Raw genomic sequence first — 19,465 nt, forward strand, 5'->3', positions numbered from 1 at the left:
TACCCCGTGGAGCGCATGATGCGCGACGCCAAGATCACCCAGATCTACGAGGGAACCAACCAGGTTCAGCGCATCGTGATGGCCCGCAACCTCCCGTAACCCCCCGCCTCTCGAAAGGAGACAGGCCGTGACCCTGAAGATCGCTGTCTGTGTGAAGTACGTCCCCGACGCGACCGGCGACCGCGGTTTCGCCGACGACCTGACGACCGACCGCGAGGCCGTCGACGGGCTGCTGTCGGAGCTGGACGAGTACGCCGTCGAGCAGGCCCTGCGCATCTCGGAGGAGTCCGACGACGCCGAGGTCACCGTCGTGACCGTGGGCCCCGACGACGCCAAGGACGCGCTGCGCAAGGCGCTCTCCATGGGTGCCGACAAGGCCGTCCACGTCAACGACGAGGACATCCACGGCTCCGACGTCATCGCCACCTCCGCGATCCTGGCCAAGGCCCTGGAGAAGACCGGCTTCGACCTGGTCGTCTGCGGCATGGCCTCGACCGACGGCACGATGGGCGTGCTCCCCGCGCTGCTCGCCGAGCGCCTGAGCCTGCCGCAGGTCACCCTGCTCTCCGAGCTCTCCGTCGAGGACGGCCTCGTGAAGGGCCGCCGCGACGGCGACGCCGCCACGGAGCTCCTGGAGGCCCCGCTGCCCGCCGTCGTGTCGGTCACCGACCAGTCCGGCGAGGCCCGTTACCCCTCCTTCAAGGGGATCATGGCCGCCAAGAAGAAGCCGGTCGCCGAGCTGGACCTCGACGACCTGGACATCGACGCGGACGAGGTGGGTCTCGGCGGGTCCTGGACCCTGGTCGACGCCGTCGCCGCGCGTCCGGCCCGTACGCAGGGCACGATCGTCACCGACGAGGGCGACGGCGGCAAGCAGCTCGCCGCCTTCCTCGCCACCCAGAAGTTCATCTGACCCGCCGTCGGTCAACCACCCACACAGGAGCTACGAATCATGGCTGAGATCCTGGTTCTCGTGGACCACGCCGACGGTGCGGTCCGCAAGCCGGCCCTCGAACTGCTCACCCTGGCCCGCCGCATCGGCGAGCCCACGGCGGTCGTCCTCGGCGCCGGCGAGGCCGCCGCCTCGATCGCCGCCACGGCCGGCGAGTACGGCGCGGCCACCGTGTACGTCGCGGACGGCGCCGAGTTCACCGAGCAGCTCGTCGTGCCGAAGGTCGACGCGCTCACCCAGCTCGCCAAGGAGAAGGAGGTGGCCGCCGTCCTGGTGACCTCCTCCGGCGAGGGCAAGGAGATCGCGGCCCGCGTCGCGCTCCGCCTCGGCTCCGGCCTGATCACCGACGCCGTGGAGCTGGAGGCCGGCGAGAACGGCCCGGTCGCCACCCAGTCCGTCTTCGCCGCCTCGTACCAGGTGAAGTCGACGGTCTCGCACGGCGTCCCGGTCATCACGGTCAAGCCGAACTCCGCCGCCCCGGAGGCCGCCCCGGCCGCCGGCACGGTCGAGAACGTGACCGTCGCCTTCACCGGCAACGCCGCGAAGGTCGTCTCGCGCACCCCGCGCGTCGCCACCGGCCGCCCCGAGCTGACCGAGTCCGCGATCGTGGTCTCCGGCGGCCGCGGTGTCGGCGCCGCCGAGGGCTTCGCGGTCGTCGAGAAGCTGGCCGACTCGCTCGGCGCGGCCGTCGGCGCCTCCCGCGCCGCCGTGGACGCCGGCTGGTACCCGCACTCCAACCAGGTCGGCCAGACGGGCAAGCAGGTCTCGCCGCAGCTGTACGTCGCGGCGGGCATCTCCGGCGCGATCCAGCACCGGGCCGGCATGCAGACGTCGAAGACGATCGTCGCGGTCAACAAGGACCCCGAGGCCCCGATCTTCGACCTGGTGGACTACGGCGTGGTCGGCGACCTCTTCGAGGTGCTGCCGCAGCTGACGGACGAGATCGGCGCCCGCTGACCGTCCGGTCCCGCACACGAAAGGGGCGGTGGGTGGCACTCTGTGCCACCCACCGCCCCTTCGTCGTCGCTGACGGTCGTCAGAACCAGCCGTCGAGCGCGACCTCGTCGCAGAGCCGGACCACCGGCCTGCGCCCGGTCTCCCCGACGCCGGAGGAGAGCTTGACCCGCACCCCGGGGCGCACCGCGTGGAGCGGCCCGTCGACCCGGCAGCGGACCACGAAGCCCTCCGTCATGTGCACCGGCCAGAGGTCCGCGTCGGCCGCGGCGACCCCGCGGCGTACGGATATCACGCCCTCGCCGTCGCTGAGTTCGGGCGCGAGGTCGGTCGACCCGCAGGTCGGACAGAGCAGGCGCTGGAACGTCGTGCTGTGGCACCAGCGGCAGCGCTGGAAATAGAGCTCGGAGTCCGGGGTCGACTCGTCGTCCTGGACGGCGGTCCCGCTCCTCAGTCCCGTGTGGAACACGATGCCTTCTCCTTGCACTCGGCGGCTCGACCGTGGCAAGGCAAAGATATGGCACTGAGTGCCATCAAATAAAGACCTGAGTTCCCTCAATCCTGGATACTGAGATCCCCGGCGGCCCTCAGCCCTCGCCGAGGCTCGACTCGACCTCGCGCACCACGCGCCACATCGGGGTGGACCGCTTGGTGATCACCACGACGACGTCCTCGGTCTCCTCGGCCGGCGCCTCCGACGCCGCGTCCGGGCTCCAGGTGGCGCGCACGAACTCCAGGGCCCGGTCGACCTCCGCCTGCGGGTCGCCCTCCCCGCCCGAGCGGAGCCAGTGGCGCAGGGCGTGGTTGTGGGCGGCGACGACGGCCGCCGCGACGACGTTGGCCCGCAGGGTGCCGTCCCTGCGGTCGGCCCAGCGGGTGCGGAGGTAGTCGCCGAGGGTCTTCTCGTACCGCCAGACGACCGAGAGTTCGTAGGTGCGCAGTCCGGCCACCTCTCGGGTGAGCCGGTAGCGCTGCACGGAGAAGGTCGGGTTCTCCGAGTACATCCGCATGACGAGCCGGGCGGCGTCGCAGACCCGCACGACGGGGTCGTCGGAGTCGGCGCTCGCCGCGAGGAACCGGGTCATGTCGGCGAGGCACTGCTCGTGGTCGGGGAAGACCACGTCCTCCTTCGACGGGAAGTACCGGAAGAAGGACCGCCGGCCGACCCCCGCGAGCGTGACGATGTCGTCGACGGTGGTCTGCTCGTAGCCCCGCTCCAGGAAGAGCTGAAAGGCGGCGGCGATGAGGGAGTCCCGCATCGCGGGCTTCGTGGAGTTCGTCGACGCAGTTCCCATGGCCCGAACCTAACACCCGAAACGGCCCCCCGCGGCACTTGGTGCCGGACGAATCCGGCACCGAGTGCTCTTACGAGGGTACGGAGGTTCAGCGGGGGGCCATGCGCAGGGCACCGTCCATCCGGATCGTCTCGCCGTTGAGGTAGTCGTGCTCGGCGATCATCGTGACCAGCCGGGCGTACTCCTCCGGGCGGGCGAGGCGCTGCGGGAAGGTCACGCTCGCGGCGAGCCCGGCCCTGACGTCCTCGCCGAATCCGGCCATCATCGGGGTGTCGACGATGCCGGGGGCGACGGTGACGACCCGGATGCCGAACTGCGCGAGGTCGCGGGCGGCGGTGACGGTCATCCCGGCGACGCCGGCCTTGGAGGCCGCGTACGCGATCTGGCCGACCTGGCCCTCGAACGCGGCGATCGAGGCCGTGTTCACGACGAGACCGCGCTGCCCGTGCTCGTCGGGCTCGTGGCGGGCGATGGCCTCGGCGGCGAGCCGCATCACGTTGAACGTGCCGAGCAGGTTGACCTCGAGCACCGTACGGAACAGGTCGAGGTCGTGCGGGCCCTTGCGGCCCAGGATGCGGGCGGAGGGGGCGATGCCGGCGCAGTTCACGGCGAGCCGCAGCTCGGCGCCGTCGGCGTCGATCGCGGCCAGGGCCTCGCGCACCTGCTCCTCGTCGGTGACGTCGGCGGCGAGCAGCCGGACGCCCTCCGGCAGCTGCCCCGCGGCGGCCACGGCCTTGCCGAGGTCCAGGCCGTAGACGGTGGCGCCGCGGGCGGCGAGCGCGGCGGCGGTGGCGGCCCCGAGACCGGAAGCGGCACCGGTGACGAGAGCGGCGGAGCCGGCGATGTCCATGGAACTCCTCGTTCGTGTCGTGCGGGTGCGACCCTGCCGCCGGGATGGCCGCCGGATCGGGCGCTTGCCCGCGGAGGACCGCGCGGTCCGCGCGATCTGCGCCGCCCACCATAGAACCGTGGGCCGCGCCCCCGGAAGCGGAGGCCGAGCGCTCGGCGAGGAAGTAGTCGACCGGTCGTAGACTCGGGCCATGGGGCGAACGAGTGACGCGCGGGAGCGCATCCTGAGCGCCGCGGAGACGCTGATGCTGTCCCGCGGCTACGCGGCCCTGGGCGTGGCCGAGATCTGTGCGGCGGCCGGCGTCCCGAAGGGGAGCTTCTACTACTTCTTCGCCTCCAAGGAGGAGCTGGCGCTCGCCGTCGTGGACGAGCACTGGACCGCTCGGCGCGCCGAGTGGGACCGCGCGCTGGCCCCGGACGTCCCGCCGCTCGCCCGGCTGCGGCGGCTGTACGAGTCCACCGGGGACGGGCTGCGCGCCGACCGGGAGAGCTGCGGCGTGGTCACCGGCTGCCTGCTCGGGAACCTGGCCCTGGAGATGAGCACCCGGACGGAGAGCGTCCGCGCGCGGCTGCGGGAGGTCTTCGACGAGCAGGTCTCCCTGGTGGAGGGGACCGTCGCCGAGGCCCGCGACCGCGGCGAGGTCACGGTCGCCGACGCCGGGGCCGCCGCGCGCGCCCTGGTCGCCCAGCTGGAGGGCCGGGTCCTCTTCGCCAAGCTGTACGACGACCCGGGCCGCCTCGACGTCCTGTGGGCGGACTCGCTCGCCCTGCTCGGTGCGGAGGCGGCCGCCGCGGCCGGCTGAGCCCGTCAGAAGGGCCTGGTCGGCAGGTACTTGCCGTCGAGCGTGATGACCGCGCGCTCGCCGCCCTCGGGGTCGGCAACCTTCTTCACGTCGAGCCTGAAGTTGATCGCGGAGATGATGCCGTCCCCGAACTGCTCGTGGACCAGGGCCTTGAGCGTGGTGCCGTAGACCTGGAGCATCTCGTGGAACCGGTAGATCGTGGGGTCGGTGGGGACGGCGCCGTCGAGGGAGCCGCGGGTGGGGATCGTGCGCAGCAGCCGCTCCGCGTCCTCGTCCAGGCCGAGGAGTCCGGCGACGGCCTTCGCGGCGGGCGCCGGCAGGGCGTGCTGGCCGAGTACGGCGGCGGTGGTGAAGGCGACGGAGAGACCGGCGGCGTCCGCGATCTCCTGCCAGGTCAGGTCCTTGCGGTCCTTGGCGTCGACGGCGGCGACGGCGAGGGCCTGGCGGGCGGTGGGGTCGAACTGGGCGTGCACCATGAGTGGTACGTCCTTCCTTCTCGGGCTTCGGTGTGTGCGGGGTGTCGGGTGGTCAGGCGGCGAACGAGGACCGCGCCGCGGTGGGGAGCTCCTCGACGGTGCCGTCGGCGATGTCGAAGACCCAGCCGTGCAGCCGTACGGCCCCTTCGGCCAGGGCGCGGGCCACCGAGGGGTGGGTGGCGAGGTTGGCCAGTTGGGCGGTGACGTTCTCCCGGACGAGGGCGGCCACGTCTCCCCGCCGTCCGGCCGCGGCGGTACGGGCCAGCGACGCGTCGGCGTGGCGCAGCCAGGCGGCGACGGCGGGTGCGCCGGTCAGGTCGTGGCCCTCGGCGAGCGCGGTCATGGCGCCGCAGGCGGAGTGTCCGCAGACGATGACGTCCCGGACGCCGAGGACGGCGACGGCGTACTCGACGGCGGCGGTCACCCCGTCGGTGCCCGGGGTGTGGGCGGGGACGAGGTTGCCGGCGGTGCGGACGACGAAGAGCTCGCCCGGGTCGGTCTGTGTGATCAGTTCGGGTACGACGCGGGCGTCCGAGCAGCCGATGAAGAGCGTTCCGGGGCGGTGGGCGGTGGCCAGGCGGGCGAAGAGCCCGGCCTTGGCAGGGAAGACCTCCCGCTGGAAGCGGGCGATTCCCTCGGCGAGATGAGGCATGTCCTCACCCTGCACGACCAGTGGCTATAGCGTCCAAGACCTGCTGTCGATCTCAGCTATAGATGCGATCTATAGTCGGTGTCATGCAGCCGGAACTCCGCCATCTCCGCTATCTGCTCGCCGTCGCCGAGCACGCGAACTTCACGCGGGCCGCCGAGGAGCTCCGCATCGCCCAGCCCACGCTGTCGCAGCAGATCCGGCAGCTGGAGAAGGCGCTGGGGACACGGCTCCTGGACCGCGGCGGCCGTGCGGTGCGGCTCACGGACGCCGGGGAGGCGTACGCCCGCTATGCCCGGCGGGCCCTGCGGGAGCTGGCGGCGGGCGAGCGGGCGGTGCTCGACGTGCACGACCTCTCCCGCGGTCACCTGCGCCTGGCCGTCACCCCCACCTTCACGGCCTATCTCACCGGCCCGCTGGTCGCCGGTTTCCACATCCGCCATCCGGGCATCGGCGTGGAGGTGCGGGAGCTGCCCCAGGACCGCATCGAGGCCGAACTCCTCGCCGACCGCCTCGATCTCGGCGTCGCCTTCCAGGGCGCCCACCTCCCGGGCATCGAGGCGACCGGGCTGTTCACCGAGACCCTCGGGCTCGTGGTGGGCCCCGGGCATCCCCTCGCGGGCCGCACCGATCCGGTCCCGGTCACGGAGTTGACCGAGCATCACCTCGCTTTGCTCAGCCGGGACTTCGCCACCCGGCTGCACATCGACGCGTACGTCTCCGAGCACCGCGTCCGGCCCCGGATCGCGGTGGAGACCGATTCCGTCAGCGCGCTGACGGAGGTCGTCCGCCGCACCGCCCTCGCCACCGTCCTGCCGGACGCGGTCACCCGGGACCAGCCCGGCCTCAGCCCCGTCCCGCTCTCCCCCGCCCTGCCGGCCCGCGGTGTCGTCCTCCTCCGGCGCGCGGCCGGCTACCGGAGCGCGGCCGCCGGCGCCTTCGCCGAACTGGCCGCGCGGTGGGGCGTCGAGGAGGCCGGGGGTCAGCCGATCGGATGACCCGGGGGTCCACCGTTGCGGGCGCCGGACGCAGCCGGGACGACGACGGACGGTGAGGGAACGGCCACCAGGATGGGAGACGGAGCGGGCCACGGCCTCCCGGCGGCCCGCGCGATCACCCGAGTCCACTGGAGCAGACCCCATGAAGCACGTGAAGAAGACCTCGCGCACCCGTGTCGTGACCGGTGGCGCGATCGTCGCCGCTCTCGCCCTCGGCGGCTTCGGTGCCTACTCCGCGAGCGCCACCGGCGAGGACACGGCGGCCGCCCCGGTCGCCGCCGTCGCCAAGGCCGACGCCAAGAACAAGAACACCACGCGGTCGACGCACCTGACGATCGAGGCCGCGACGAAGGCCGCGCAGGCCACCCTGGACGCCGCGGAGAAGGAGAACCAGCGCGTCTCCGTCGCCGTCGTCGACAGGCCGCGGCTGATGACGAGGCGCTGGATCTGGTTGGTGCCCTCGAAGATCTGCATGATCTTGGCCTCGCGCATGTAGCGCTCGACGGGGAACTCGCGGGTGTAGCCGTAGCCGCCGAGGACCTGGACGGCGTCCGTGGTGACCTTCATCGCGGTGTCGGTGGCGATGAGCTTGGCGGCGCTGGCCTGGCGGCTGAAGGGGCGGCCGAGGTCGCGGCGGCGGGCCGCGTCCAGGTAGGTGGCGCGGGCCGCGTCGACGGCGGCGGCCATGTCGGCGAGGAGGAAGCCGAGGCCCTGGTGGTCGACGATCCTGCGGCCGAAGGTGGTCCGCTCGTTGGCGTAGTCGACGGCCGCGTCGAGGGCGGCCTGGGCGAGGCCGGTGGCGCAGGCGGCGATGCCGAGGCGGCCGCTGTCCAGGGCGCTGAAGGCGATCTGGAGGCCCTGGCCCTCGTCCCCTATGAGCCGGTCGGCGTCGAGGAGGGCGCCGTCCCAGTAGGCGGAGGTGGTGGGGACGGCCTGGAGGCCCATCTTGCGCTCGGGCGCGCCGAAGCTCAGGCCCTCGGCGTCGCCGGGGGCGAGGAAGCAGGAGATGCCGTGGCTGCCGGGGGCGGTGCGGGCGAAGAGGGCGTAGAAGGCGGCCTTGCCGCCGTGCGTGATCCAGGCCTTGGTGCCGGTGATCCGGTAGCCGCTGCCGTCGTCCTGCCGCTCGGCCTTGCAGCTGAGCGCGGCGGCGTCGGAGCCCGCCTGCGGCTCGGAGAGGCTGTAGCCGCCGATGGTGCGGCCTTCCAGCATGGCGGGGAGCCAGCGCTCCTTCTGCTCCGCGGTGCCGAAGGTGTACAGGGGGTGGCAGGCCAGCGTGTGGACGCTGGTGGCGACGGCGACGGCCGCCCAGCGCGCGGCGAGTTCCTCGAGGACCTGGAGGTAGACCTCGTAGGGCTGGCCGCCGCCGCCGTACTCCTCGGGGTAGGCGAGGCCGAGCAGCCCGGCCTGGCCGAGGGTGGTGAAGAGACCTTCGGGATAGGTCTCGGCGGCCTCGTGCTCGTTCACCCGCGGAGAGAGCTCCTTGTCGGCGATCTCCCGGGTGAGGGCGATGAGGTCCGCTGCCTCGGGGGTGGGAAGCAGACGGTCGACATCCATGTGCGACTCCAGCGGCGCGCAAAGTGGTACTGGGGAAGGTACTGCAGTACCGTTGAGAGTAGCGCAGAAGGGTGCCGCCGTAACTCCCAGGAGGGCCGGCCTGGAATACTGGCCGGGTGATCGAGACCTCCGCCGCCGACGCCCCGAAACTCACGGGCCGGGGAGCGGCGCGCCGCTCCGCCCTCTTCGAGGACCTCGTCGCCCTCCTCGTCGGCGAGGGTTTCGCCCGGCTGACGCTCGACGACCTGGCCGCGCGCCTGCGCTGCTCGAAGCGGACCCTGTACGGCCTCGCGGACAGCAAGGAGCAGCTGGTCCGGGCGGCGGTCGTGCACTTCTTCCGGCGCGCCACGGCCCGCGTCGAGGCGGTCCTCGCCGCGGCGTCCGATCCCGCCGAGCGGCTCGCCGCCTACCTGCGGGCGGTGTCGGCCGAGCTCGCGCCGGTCTCCCCGCAGTTCTTCGACGACGTGGCCGCCTTCGAGCCGGCGGCCGAGGTGTACGAGCGCAACACCCGCGCGGCGGCGGGCCGGGTCCAGCAGCTCATCGAGGAGGGCGTGCGGGCCGGGGTCTTCCGTGAGGTGCACGTCACCTTCGCGGCCGACGTCATCTCCTCCGTGATGGTCCGCATCCAGCGGCGTCAGGTGGCCGCGGCCACCGGCCTCGCCGACGCGGAGGCGTACGAGCAACTGGCCGAGCTGCTCCTCAGCGGCCTCCGCAAGGCCTGAGCCCGGCGCGGAGCCGGGTCGCGCACCGCCCGGGTGTCTCCTTGGGGTCCCACCCCAGGCGGTACGTTTGAGGTGAGGACTACTTCACCAGGGGGCCCAGTGACCATGCGGAACGGCCGCACCGTGCGTGACCTGCGACGCGAGAACCGCACCGCCGTCCTCCAGAGCCTGTACTTCGACGGGCCGATGAGCCGTTTCGAACTGGGACCCGCGACCGGACTGAGCTCGGGCTCGGTCAGCAACGTGGTCGCGGAACTCGTCGCCGAGGGACTGGTCGAGGAGGCGGGCAGCGTCGACTCGGCCGGCGGACGCCCCCGCATCCTGCTCCGGGTCACCCCGGGCAGCGGCTGCATGATCGGCGTCGACGTCGGCGAGACCCGGGTCAGGATCGAGCTCTTCGACCTCACCCTCACCGAACTCGCCCGCGCCGAGCGCCCGTTGGCGGTGGACAGCACCCATCCGCACGACCGGTACGAGGTCGGGGTGGTGGTGGACCACATCCGCGAGGGCATCGCCGAGGTGCTGCGGTCCGCGGAGGTGCCGGCCGAGCGGCTGCTCGGCGTCGGGGTCGGCGTGCCCGGGATCGTGGCCTCGACCCCCGAGGACGGCGCGGTCGTGCACGGCCAGACCACCGGCTGGGACGCCGTCCCGCTGGAGCGGCTCCTGCGGGAGGCCGTCGACCTGCCGGCCTCGGTGCCGTACCGGATCGACAACGGTGCCAAGACCCTCGGCCAGGCCGAGATGTGGTTCGGCGCCGGGCGGGGCGCGAGCAGCGCGGTGGTCGTGCTCTTCGGCTCGGGGGTCGGCGCCTGCGTCGTGACGGACCCGATGGGTCCCGGCCGGGCGCTCGAATGGGGCCATCTGAAGGTGCGGGTCCGCGGGCGCCGCTGCCGCTGCGGCGCCCTGGGCTGCCTGGAGGCGTACGCGGGCGCGGAGGCCCTGCTCGAACGGTGGCGCGAGGCGGGCGGGAAGCCGCCGGCCGGCGCGGACGAGGAGACGGCCCTGACCTCGATGCTCGCCGCCGCGTATCCCGCCGATCCGGGGACGGAACCGGACGCCGCCGCGCTGGCCGTCCTGGAGGAGACCGCCGAGTACCTGGGCGCCGGCTTCGCCGACCTCGTGAACCTCTTCCAGCCCGAGCGGATCCTCGTGGGCGGCTGGGCCGGACTCCAGCTCGGCGCCCGCTTCCTGGAGACGGTCAAGGGGTACGTGGCGGAGTACGCCCTCGCGTACCCGGCGGCCCGGGTCGCCATCGGCATGGGAAGGCTGGGGCCCGACGCGGTCACGGTCGGCGCGGCGATCCTGCCGCTCGCCGACTTCTTCTCCCTCGGCGGCCGGCGGACCGAGGCCGGGGGCGAGGCCGCCGGGGAGCAGCCGGCGTGGGCGTCGACGGTACGGGACCGGGCGGCGCGCTGAGCGCACGCCGCCCGGCCCTGTCGGATCAGGGGTACGAGACCACCGTGGACGGCACGGTGGAGGTGCCCGAGGTCGGGGCGCCCACGTCGTTGATGACGTGCTCGTACTGTCCGTTGCCGCCGAGGGACACGACGAGCAGGTCGTGGAACCTGACGCCGGGCTTCACCGGGGCGCGGAAGCCGTGGTCCTGACGGATCGTCGGGTCGACGTTGTAGTAGCAGTAGCTGCCGAGTCCCCAGCCCTCGTGGGTGGTGACGGAGTCGTCGACGCGGTAGGCGGCGTATCCCTTGTGCGGTCCGTCCTGGACGGCCGCCTGGTTCGGCGCGTCGTAGGCCTTCTCGTTCTGGAAGAAGATCGTGCGGCCGCGGTCGCCGAACCACTCGACGTCGTACTTGTTGAAGTGCTCGACGAACAGGCCGGTGGCCAGGACGTCGTCGCCGTACACGCGGACGCCGTAGTCGGCGCGGTTGGTCTCCCAGCCGACGCCCTCGCCGTGGTCGGCGCGCCAGACCCAGGTGTGGTCGACGATGGTGTCGTCGCTGTGGACCGCCATGGCGACGGTGGCCTTGCCGGCGCCCGCTCCGCCGACGCGGAGGTACACGTCCTGGACGGTGGTGGGATCGGCGGCGTGGTCGGCGGCGGAGTTCTGCGCGCCGATCTCCAGCAGGACCGGGGAGTTGACCGGTCCCGCGTCGATGAGGAAGCCCGCGAGCCGGACGCCGTCGACGTCGGCGACCTTCATCGCCGTCACGCCGTTGTCGGGGATGATCGTGGCGAGGCCGAGGCCGAGGACGATCGTGCCGGGGCGGTCGACCTGGAGGGGCTGGTCGACGTGGTAGACGCCGGGGGTGAACAGCAGGTGGAGGCCCTGGCGGAGGGCGGCGTTCATGGTGGCGGCGGTGGTGCCGGGCTTGACCACGTAGAAGCCGCTCAGCGGGATGGACTGTCCCTGCGGGGTGCCCGAACCCCAGCTGGTTCCGCGGGCGTTGACCCGCTTGGCCGGGGCGAAGACCTTGTACTGGCCGCCTTCCCAGTACAGGAAGGGCTTCTCCCGGGAGACGGGGGTGGTGTCGAGCGTGGTGTAGCGGGGCTCGGGGAAGCTCTGCGCCGGGGCGCCCTCGACGCCGGAGAAGACCTGGTTCCACACGCTGTTGGACCAGCCGCCGATGGCGCTGTCGCGGGTGTACCACTGCTGCTGCGAGTAGTTTCCGACCTGGCCGTCGATCTTCGAGTCGGCGATGTAGCCGCCGCTGGCCCAGCCGTAGCCGTCGGGGGCGAGGTTGAGACCGCCCCTCACGTGCATGCGGCGGAACGAGGAGGCCTGTGAGACGGCCCATCGGTCGGTGCCGCTGACGGGGTTGAGGGCGAGGTTCTCGGCGGCGCGCCAGAAGTTCTGGGTGGCGTTGCCGTTGAACCAGCCGGCGTCGACGGTCACGTCGCCGTTGATCGTGGTGTCGTCGGGGCGCAGCCCGAGGCCGGCGATCTGGGTGTAGAAGCCGATCTGGGCGTTGAGGCCGTTGTACGTGCCCGGCTTGAAGAGGAAGGCGTGCCGTCCGTTGCCGAACTGGGCCGACTCCTGCTGGGTGAAGACCTCGTCCAGCTTGGCCTGGATGCCGGGCGTGGACGGGTCGAAGACGTGCACGTTCGGGCCGAGGTCGCCGCCGCCGGGCAGGACCGGGCCGCCGTCGGCGGAGCCGTACACCTGGAACTCCCAGAGCGAGTAGCCGTATCCGGTGGCGCGGGTGGTGCCGTACACCCGGACGTAGCGGGCGGTGCCGGTGACGGGGAGGGACTCGTTGCCGCCGGGGCCGGCGGCGGTGCTGTAGGCGCTCGTCCAGGTGGTGCCGTCGGTGGAGAGCTCGATGCGGTAGGCCTTGCCGTACGCGGTCTCCCAGCGCAGGTCGACCCTGCTGAGCGCGGCCGGGGATCCGAGGTCGACCTGGATCCACTGCGGGTCGGCGAAGGCGCTGGACCAGCGGGTGCCGGGGTCGCCGTCGACGGCGGCGGTGGCCGGGGTGCCGCCGTTCTCCTGGCTGGAGGCCGTGGCCGGCTTGCCCTGCGAGAGCAGGACGGGCGCCGCCGCGGCGGGGGGTGCGGCGACGAGCGCGAGCAGGCCGGCGAGGAGCGCCGTGACGAGTGCGGCTGCGGTGGTGCGGTGCCTGGGGCGTGGGGGTGGCGCGAGACGGATGCCGACTGCGGGCATGGCTCGAACTCCTGACGGGAGAGGGGAGGTTGGACGGGAGTGCGCGCGCTCCGCCACAGATGCTCATGGCTGGCCGGATCGGGGTCAAGGCATAGGACACCACTTTTCTTTTGAGTTGCATTAAGCATCGAAAGAGGAGCCCTCCCCCACGGAACGCCCCGGAGCCGGGTCGACGGCCCCGGGGCGCGGACCACCGGCCCTCAGGCGAGGTGCCAGTCGTAGACGATCTCGTACACCCCGCCGCACTGCTCGACCCGCAGGGTGAGCGGGCTGTTCACGGAGGGGGGTGGCGGGCGAAGTGCCCCGGGTCGTCGACCTGGAGGGTGCGGGGGATCGGGGTGAACGGCTCGCCGGCGAGACCCGACCTGACCGTGTCGTGGTGCCAGAAGGTGGACCAGACGTGGTGGTCGTGCCCCAGGACGAAGAGGTCGAGCTGATCGGAGCGGCGGGACACGGCCGCCACCCGCTGGGCCGGGTCGAAGACGGCCTGTCCGGGCACCGGGAACCAGTCGGCCGCCCAGCCCGCCCGGGCGCTCCAGAAGTGCGTCCACACACGCCGGTCGTTGCCCACGGCGAACAGGTCGAGATGGTCCCCGGAACGGGACACCGACGTGACCTGGCCACCCGGGTCGAAGGCGGCCGCGCCGGGAACGGTGAACCATTCGGCGTTGCGGAGCCGGGGCCCGCCCGACACGGTCCGAGGGACGGGTCTCAGGCGACGGAGCCTATCCGGCCGTCCGGCTCGCGGGGGCCGTCGTGGTGGATCGGGGTGTGGGCGCCGGTGAGGGAGCGGCCGCTGCCGCCCCGGCGGCTGGCGACGATCTCGGCACCGATCGAGAGGGCGGTCTCCTCGGGCGTACGGGCACCGAGGTCGAGGCCTATCGGCGAGCGCAGCCGGGCGAGTTCGAGTTCGGTGACGCCGACCTCGCGGAGCCGCTCGTTGCGGTCCTCGTGGGTGCGGCGGGAGCCCATCGCGCCGATGTACGCGACGGGAAGCCTGAGGGCGGCCTGGAGGAGGGGCACGTCGAACTTGGCGTCGTGGGTGAGCACGCACAGGACCGTGCGGCCGTCGACCTCCGTCGACTCCAGGTAGCGGTGGGGCCATTCGACGACGATCTCGTCGGCCTCGGGGAAGCGGGCCGGCGTCGCGAAGACGGGCCGCGCGTCGCAGACGGTGACGCGGTAGCCGAGGAACTTGCCGACCCGGACGAGGGCGGCGGCGAAGTCGATGGCACCGAAGACGATCATGCGGGGGGCGGGGACCGAGGACTCCACCAGCAGGGTCAGCGGCTGTCCGCAGCGGCTGCCGTCCTCGCCGATCTCCACGGTGCCGGTACGGCCCGCGTCGAGCATCGCGCGCGCCTCGCCCGCCGCGGTGCGGTCCAGTTCCGGGTGGCCGCCGAGCCTGCCCTCGTACGAGCCGTCGGGGCGGACCAGGAGGGCCGTGCCGTGCAGTTCGTCGGGTCCGTCGACGATGCGGGCCAGGGCCGCCGCCTCCCCCGTGGCGGCGGCCGCGACCGCGGCGGGGAAGACCCCGCCGCGGACCGGGGTGACGAGGATGTCGATGATGCCGCCGCAGGTCAGACCGACCGCGAAGGCGTCCTCGTCGCTGTATCCGAACTGCTCGACGACGGTCTTGCCGTCTTCGAGGGCCTGGACGCACAGGTCGTAGACCGCGCCCTCCACACACCCGCCGGAGACCGAGCCGATCGCCGTGCCCTCGCTGTCGACGGCGAGGGCGGCACCCGGCTGGCGGGGCGCGCTGCCGCCGACGGCCACCACGGTGGCGACGGCGAAGGCGCGTCCCTGCTCGACCCACCGGTGCAGCTCTTCGGCGATGTCCAGCATCTCGAACTCCTCGATATGTGTGTGGAGGGCGACGGTACGGGCGTCAGCTGACGCCCAGCCAGCTCTCGATCGGATGGATCGCGAAGAACACGATGAAGATCGCGGTCAGGCCCCACATGAAGGCGCCCACTTCGCGTGCCTTGCCCTGCGCCGTCTTGATGACGGCGTAGGAGATGACGCCGGCCGCGACACCCGTGGTGATGGTGTACGTGAACGGCATCAGGACCACGGTGAGGAACACCGGGATCGCGACGGAGCGGTCGCTCCAGTCGACGTGCTTGGCGTTCTGCATCATCATCGCGCCGATGACGACCAGGGCCGCGGAGGCCACCTCGGCCGGCACGATCGCGGTGATCGGGGTGAAGAAGAGGCAGGCCGCGAAGAACGCGCCGGTGACGACGGAGGACAGACCCGTGCGGGCGCCCTCGCCGACGCCGGTGGCGGACTCGACGAAGACGGTCTGGCCGGAGCCGCCGACGCCGCCGCCGATGACACCGCCCGCGCCGTCGATGAACAGCGCCTTGGAGAGGCCGGGCATCCGGCCCTGGGAGTCGGCGAGCTTGGCCTCGGAGCCGACGCCGATGATCGTGGCCATGGCGTCGAAGAAGCCGGCGAGCACCAGGGTGAAGATGATCATGGTGATCGTGATGTAGCCGACGTCGCCCCAGCCGCTGAACGACACCTCGCCGATGAGCGAGAAGTCCGGCGTGGAGACCGCGCTGCCGTTGAGCTCCGGCGGGCCGGAGAACCAGGCCTTGGCCGGCAGGTCGCCGACGGCGTTCACGACGGCGGCGATGACCGTGCCCGCCACGATGCCGATCAGGATGGCGCCGGGCACGTTGCGGGCCTGGAGCGCGAAGATCAGCAGCAGCGTGAAGGCGAAGATGAGGACCGGCCAGCCGGCCAGCTCACCGGCCGGGCCGAGGACGACCGGGCCACCACCGGGAGAGGGGTTCTCGTGGACGAAGCCCGCCTTGACGAAGCCGATCAGTGCGATGAAGAGGCCGATGCCTATGGTGATCGCGTGCTTGATCGCCAGCGGGATCGCATTCATGATCATCTCACGGAGGCCGGTGACCACCAGGAGACAGATCACCACACCGTAGGCCACACACATGGCCATGGCCTGCGGCCAGGTCATGACGGCGATGACCTGGGAGGACAGCACGCCGGAGACGCTGAGACCGGCTGCGAGGGCGAGCGGGACCTTGCCCCAGAAGCCCATCAGCAGGGTGGTCACGGCGGCGGCGAGCGCGGTCGCGGTGATGAGGGCGGGCTGGCTGAGGACGTTGCCGTCCACATCCTTGCCGCCGAGGATCAGGGGGTTGAGCAGGAGGATGTACGCCATCGCCATGAAGGTGGTGACGCCGCCGCGGATCTCCGTCGCGACGGTGGATCCTCTCTCCGAGATGTGAAAGTACCGGTCGAGCCAAGAACGGCCGGCGGGGACGTCGGAGCCGGAGCCCGCGTCCTCCGATGCGGTCTTGGGCTCCACAGACGACTGGGTCATGGGGCCTACTCCCAAGGTTCAAAGGGGCACCCGCATCAGACTTCGAAGGTTTCTGATCTGGTGAAGCTGCGGGATTTGGGATGCTGCGTGGGCTGCACGACCCGGGGGACGGCCCGAGGCGAACGGAGTGAATCGACACTGCGGGTGGAGCGGGTACTGCGGGTGAGCGGGTGGAGCGGGTGGTGCTGGGGGGTTACTCCGGGCGGTGCGGGCGGGGAAGTGTGACGTTCCTGGGAGGCACACACCGCCCGGAGAGTCCTACAGGGTGCCGGTGAGCGCCTCGGGGCGGACCGGCGTCTTGTTGAGCTCCAGGCCCGTCGCGGCCCGGATCGCCGCGAGGACGGCCGGGGTGGACGACAGGGTCGGGGCCTCGCCGATGCCCCGGACGCCGTACGGCGCGTTGGGGTCGGCCAGCTCGAGGTAGTCGACCGGGATGGTCGGCGTGTCGAGGATCGTCGGGATCAGGTAGTCCGTGAAGGAGGGGTTGCGCACCTTCGCGGTCTTCGGGTCGACGATGATCTCCTCCATCACCGCGACGCCCAGGCCCTGGGTGGTGCCACCCTGGATCTGGCCGATCACGGAGAGCGGGTTGACCGCCTTGCCGACGTCCTGGGCGCAGGCCAGCTCGATGACCTTGACCAGGCCGAGTTCGGTGTCCACCTCCACCACCGCGCGGTGCGCGGCGAAGGCGTACTGGACGTGCCCGTTGCCCTGGCCGGTGACGAGGTCGAAGGCCTGGGTGGGGCGGTGCCGCCACTCCTCCTCGACCTCCACGGCCTGGTCCTCCAGGACGTCCGCGATGCTGGCGAGGGCCTCGCCGTTGTCGGTGACGACCTTGCCGCCCTCCAGGAGGAGTTCGGCGTTGGCCCACGCCGGGTGGTACGAGCCGAACTTGCGCCGGCCGATCTCCAGGACCTTCTCGCGGACGATCTCGCAGGAGTTCTTGATGGCGCCGCCGGTCATGTACGTCTGGCGGCCCGCGGAGGTCGAACCGGCCGAGCCCACCTGGGTGTCGGCCGGGTGGATGGTGACCTGCTGGACACCGAGCTCGGTACGGGCGATCTGGGCGTGGATCGTGACGCCACCCTGGCCGACCTCGGCCATGGCGGTGTGGACCAGCGCGACCGGCTCACCGTTGATGACCTCGAGGCGGATCTTGGCGGTCGAGTAGTCGTCGAAGCCCTCGGAGAAGCCGACGTTCTTGATGCCGACCGCGTAGCCGACGCCCCGTACGACACCCTCGCCGTGCGAGGTGTTGGACAGGCCGCCCGGCAGCGCGCGGACGTCCGCGCCCTCGCCGGCGGTCTCCCACTGGCGCTCCGGCGGCATCGGGCGTGCCTTGACCATGCGGAGGAGCTCGGCGACCGGGGCCGGCGAGTCCACGACCTGGCCGGTCGGCATGATCGTGCCCTGCTCCATGGCGTTGAGCTGGCGCAGCTCGACCGGGTCCATGCCCAGCTTGGCCGCGAGCTTGTCCATCTGGGCCTCGTAGGCGAAGCAGGCCTGGACCGCGCCGAAGCCGCGCATGGCGCCGCAGGGCGGGTTGTTGGTGTAGAGGCCGATCGCCTCGATCTCCACGTCGTCGATGACGTACGGGCCGACCGAGAGGGAGGAGGCGTTGCCGACGACCGACGCCGTGGACGACGCGTAGGCGCCGCCGTCGAGCACGATCTTGCACTTCATGTGCGTGAGCTTGCCGTCCTTGGTGGCGCCGTGCTCGTAGTAGAGCTTCGCCGGGTGACGGTGGACGTGCCCGAAGAAGGACTCGTACCGGTTGTAGACCATCTTGACCGGCTTGCCGGTGCGCATGGCCAGCAGCGACGCGAGGATCTGCATCGAGATGTCCTCGCGGCCGCCGAAGGCGCCGCCGACGCCGGCCATCGTCATGCGGACCTTCTCCTCGGGCAGGCCGAGGCAGGGGGCGATCTGCTTGAGGTCCGAGTGCAGCCACTGGGTGGCGACGTAGAGGTCGACGCCGCCGTCCTCGGCCGGTACGGCGAGGCCGGACTCGGGGCCGAGGAAGGCCTGGTCCTGCATGCCGAAGGTGTACTCGCCCTTGACGATGACGTCGGCCCGCTTGGCGGCCTCGTCGGCGTTGCCGCGGATGATCGGCTGGCGGTGCACGATGTTGGGGTGCGGGACGTGACCGGAGTGGTGGTCGTCGCGGCCCTCGTGGACCAGGATCGCGTCCGGAGCGGTGGCCGAGGCCTCGTCCGTGATGACCGGGAGCTCCCGGTACTCGATGACGACCTTGGCGGCGGCGCGGCGGGCGGTCTCCGGGTGGTCGGCGGCCACAAGGACGACCGGCTCACCGTGGTGACGGACCTTGCCGTAGGCGAGGACCGGGGTGTCCTGGAACTCCATGCCGTAGTTCTTCGCGGCCGGCAGGTCCTCGTGCGTCATGACGGCGTAGACGCCGTCCATCGCGAGGGCCTCGGCGGTGTCGATGGACACGATCTCGGCGTGCGCGACGGTGGACCTGAGGACCTGCCCCCACAGCATGTCCTCGTGCCACATGTCCGAGGAGTAGGCGAACTCGCCGGTGACCTTCAGGGTGCCGTCGGGGCGGAGGGTGGACTCGCCGATGCCGCCCTTGACGTGGTTCTGGGTGACGTCGCGGGGGATGCCCGTGGTGGTGCCAGCCATGATCAGACCGCCTCTCCCTGACGGGCGGCCGCGAGGCGGACCGCGTCGAGGATCTTCTCGTAACCGGTGCAGCGGCAGAGGTTGCCGGAGAGCGCCTCGCGGATGTCCGCGTCCGTCGGGGACGGGTTGCGCTCCAGCATCTCGTCGGCCGCGACCAGCAGACCGGGGGTGCAGAAGCCGCACTGGACGGCGCCGGCGTCGATGAACGCCTGCTGGATCGGGGAGAGTTCGACGCCCTCGCCGGTCTGGGAGTCCTGACCGGGCTTGGCCTCCCACCTCTTGGCGGCGTCGAGCGAGGTGCCACAGGCGCCGGAGTCGCAACCGGCGTGCTCCGCACGCTCCTTGGCGAAGTCGGCGAGGCCCTCGACGGTGACGACCTCGCGGCCCTCGACCTGACCGGCGGCGACGAGGCACGAACAGACCGGCACGCCGTCGAGACGGACCGTGCAGGAACCGCACTCGCCCTGCTCGCAGGCGTTCTTGGAGCCGGGCAGACCCAGGCGCTCACGCAGGACGTAGAGGAGGGACTCGCCCTCCCAGACGTCGTCGGCTTCCTGCGGACGACCGTTGACCGTGAAATTGACGCGCAT

General features: G+C 71.9%; 18 protein-coding genes and 2 pseudogenes. 8 read left to right on the forward strand and 12 right to left on the reverse strand.

Features of this window, described 5'->3' with window-relative positions:
* The 3 genes from OO54_RS44185 to OO54_RS33300 form a co-directional block, all read left to right on the forward strand.
* Positions 1–99: acyl-CoA dehydrogenase family protein (locus OO54_RS44185; RefSeq protein ID WP_155525297.1), on the forward strand; the 99-nt coding region annotated here is incomplete at its 5' end.
* A gap of 28 nt (positions 100–127) precedes the next feature.
* A complete protein-coding gene (locus tag OO54_RS33295) occupies positions 128–913 on the forward strand; it encodes an electron transfer flavoprotein subunit beta/FixA family protein (RefSeq protein WP_017238295.1) in 786 nt (261 codons plus the stop codon).
* A 39-nt stretch (positions 914–952) separates the two neighbouring features.
* Positions 953–1,909 (forward strand): electron transfer flavoprotein subunit alpha/FixB family protein, encoded by a 957-nt coding sequence (locus OO54_RS33300; protein ID WP_033209946.1) that lies wholly within the window; start codon positions 953–955, stop codon positions 1,907–1,909.
* A 79-nt stretch (positions 1,910–1,988) separates the two neighbouring features.
* Here the strand turns inward: OO54_RS33300 and OO54_RS33305 are convergent, their stop codons facing one another.
* From OO54_RS33305 to OO54_RS33315, 3 genes are all read right to left on the reverse strand, one after another.
* The gene (locus tag OO54_RS33305; RefSeq protein ID WP_017238293.1) at positions 1,989–2,375 is read right to left on the reverse strand and encodes a zinc ribbon domain-containing protein; all 387 of its coding nucleotides are present in this window, start codon (positions 2,373–2,375) and stop codon (positions 1,989–1,991) included.
* A 118-nt stretch (positions 2,376–2,493) separates the two neighbouring features.
* The gene (locus OO54_RS33310) at positions 2,494–3,201 is read right to left on the reverse strand and encodes a TetR family transcriptional regulator (RefSeq protein WP_017238292.1); all 708 of its coding nucleotides are present in this window, start codon (positions 3,199–3,201) and stop codon (positions 2,494–2,496) included.
* An 88-nt stretch (positions 3,202–3,289) separates the two neighbouring features.
* The gene (locus tag OO54_RS33315; protein WP_017238291.1) at positions 3,290–4,051 is read right to left on the reverse strand and encodes an SDR family NAD(P)-dependent oxidoreductase; all 762 of its coding nucleotides are present in this window, start codon (positions 4,049–4,051) and stop codon (positions 3,290–3,292) included.
* A 190-nt stretch (positions 4,052–4,241) separates the two neighbouring features.
* On the opposite strand from OO54_RS33315, the gene OO54_RS33320 reads away from it, so the two are divergent.
* Positions 4,242–4,853: a TetR/AcrR family transcriptional regulator gene (locus OO54_RS33320; RefSeq protein WP_033209949.1), complete on the forward strand. Its 612-nt coding sequence runs from the start codon at positions 4,242–4,244 to the stop codon at positions 4,851–4,853.
* Between the two features lie 5 nt (positions 4,854–4,858).
* Here OO54_RS33320 and cynS read toward each other — a convergent pair whose 3' ends face one another.
* Entirely contained in the window at positions 4,859–5,329 is a 471-nt protein-coding gene (gene cynS / locus OO54_RS33325) for a cyanase (RefSeq protein WP_033209950.1), read from the reverse strand.
* A 52-nt stretch (positions 5,330–5,381) separates the two neighbouring features.
* Positions 5,382–5,981, reverse strand: coding sequence for a carbonic anhydrase (locus tag OO54_RS33330; RefSeq protein WP_033209952.1), 600 nt, complete (start codon positions 5,979–5,981; stop codon positions 5,382–5,384).
* Between the two features lie 83 nt (positions 5,982–6,064).
* Here OO54_RS33330 and cynR point away from each other — a divergent pair, with 83 nt between their 5' ends.
* A complete protein-coding gene (gene cynR, locus OO54_RS33335; RefSeq protein WP_033209954.1) occupies positions 6,065–6,976 on the forward strand; it encodes a transcriptional regulator CynR in 912 nt (303 codons plus the stop codon).
* Between the two features lie 151 nt (positions 6,977–7,127).
* Positions 7,128–7,397, forward strand: a pseudogene (locus tag OO54_RS47730) (heme-binding protein); the annotation flags it as partial.
* Here OO54_RS47730 and OO54_RS33340 read toward each other — a convergent pair.
* Positions 7,391–8,530 (reverse strand): annotated as a pseudogene (locus tag OO54_RS33340) (acyl-CoA dehydrogenase family protein); the annotation flags it as partial. The pseudogenes OO54_RS47730 and OO54_RS33340 sit on opposite strands and share 7 nt — an antisense overlap.
* Positions 8,531–8,646: 116 nt before the next feature.
* On the opposite strand from OO54_RS33340, the gene OO54_RS33345 reads away from it, so the two are divergent.
* Both OO54_RS33345 and OO54_RS33350 read left to right on the forward strand, forming a co-directional pair.
* Complete coding sequence (locus OO54_RS33345; protein WP_051787451.1) at positions 8,647–9,252, forward strand: TetR/AcrR family transcriptional regulator; 606 nt, start codon at positions 8,647–8,649, stop codon at positions 9,250–9,252.
* A gap of 99 nt (positions 9,253–9,351) precedes the next feature.
* Positions 9,352–10,668, forward strand: coding sequence for an ROK family transcriptional regulator (locus tag OO54_RS33350; RefSeq protein ID WP_033209956.1), 1,317 nt, complete (start codon positions 9,352–9,354; stop codon positions 10,666–10,668).
* Positions 10,669–10,693: 25 nt separating this feature from the next.
* Here OO54_RS33350 and OO54_RS33355 read toward each other — a convergent pair whose 3' ends face one another.
* The 6 genes from OO54_RS33355 to OO54_RS33380 form a co-directional block, all read right to left on the reverse strand.
* Entirely contained in the window at positions 10,694–12,871 is a 2,178-nt protein-coding gene (locus OO54_RS33355) for a discoidin domain-containing protein (protein WP_033209959.1), read from the reverse strand.
* Positions 12,872–13,145: 274 nt separating this feature from the next.
* On the reverse strand, positions 13,146–13,565 hold the full coding sequence (locus OO54_RS33360; RefSeq protein WP_033209962.1) for a PLL family lectin: 420 nt from the start codon (positions 13,563–13,565) through the stop codon (positions 13,146–13,148).
* 17 nt (positions 13,566–13,582) lie between these two features.
* Positions 13,583–14,719 carry an XdhC family protein gene (locus OO54_RS33365; protein ID WP_033209965.1) on the reverse strand — a complete coding sequence of 379 codons (1,137 nt, stop codon included), beginning with the start codon at positions 14,717–14,719 and terminating at the stop codon, positions 13,583–13,585.
* 43 nt (positions 14,720–14,762) lie between these two features.
* Complete coding sequence (locus tag OO54_RS33370) at positions 14,763–16,229, reverse strand: NCS2 family permease (protein ID WP_033209972.1); 1,467 nt, start codon at positions 16,227–16,229, stop codon at positions 14,763–14,765.
* Between the two features lie 258 nt (positions 16,230–16,487).
* Positions 16,488–18,875, reverse strand: a complete 2,388-nt coding sequence (locus tag OO54_RS33375) for a xanthine dehydrogenase family protein molybdopterin-binding subunit (RefSeq protein WP_017238278.1) — start codon at positions 18,873–18,875, stop codon at positions 16,488–16,490.
* 2 nt (positions 18,876–18,877) lie between these two features.
* Positions 18,878–19,465: a (2Fe-2S)-binding protein gene (locus OO54_RS33380; RefSeq protein WP_033209977.1), complete on the reverse strand. Its 588-nt coding sequence runs from the start codon at positions 19,463–19,465 to the stop codon at positions 18,878–18,880.

Source organism: Streptomyces wedmorensis (assembly GCF_000716445.1).
In the GTDB taxonomy this organism is placed as follows: Bacteria; Actinomycetota; Actinomycetes; order Streptomycetales; family Streptomycetaceae; genus Streptomyces; species Streptomyces wedmorensis.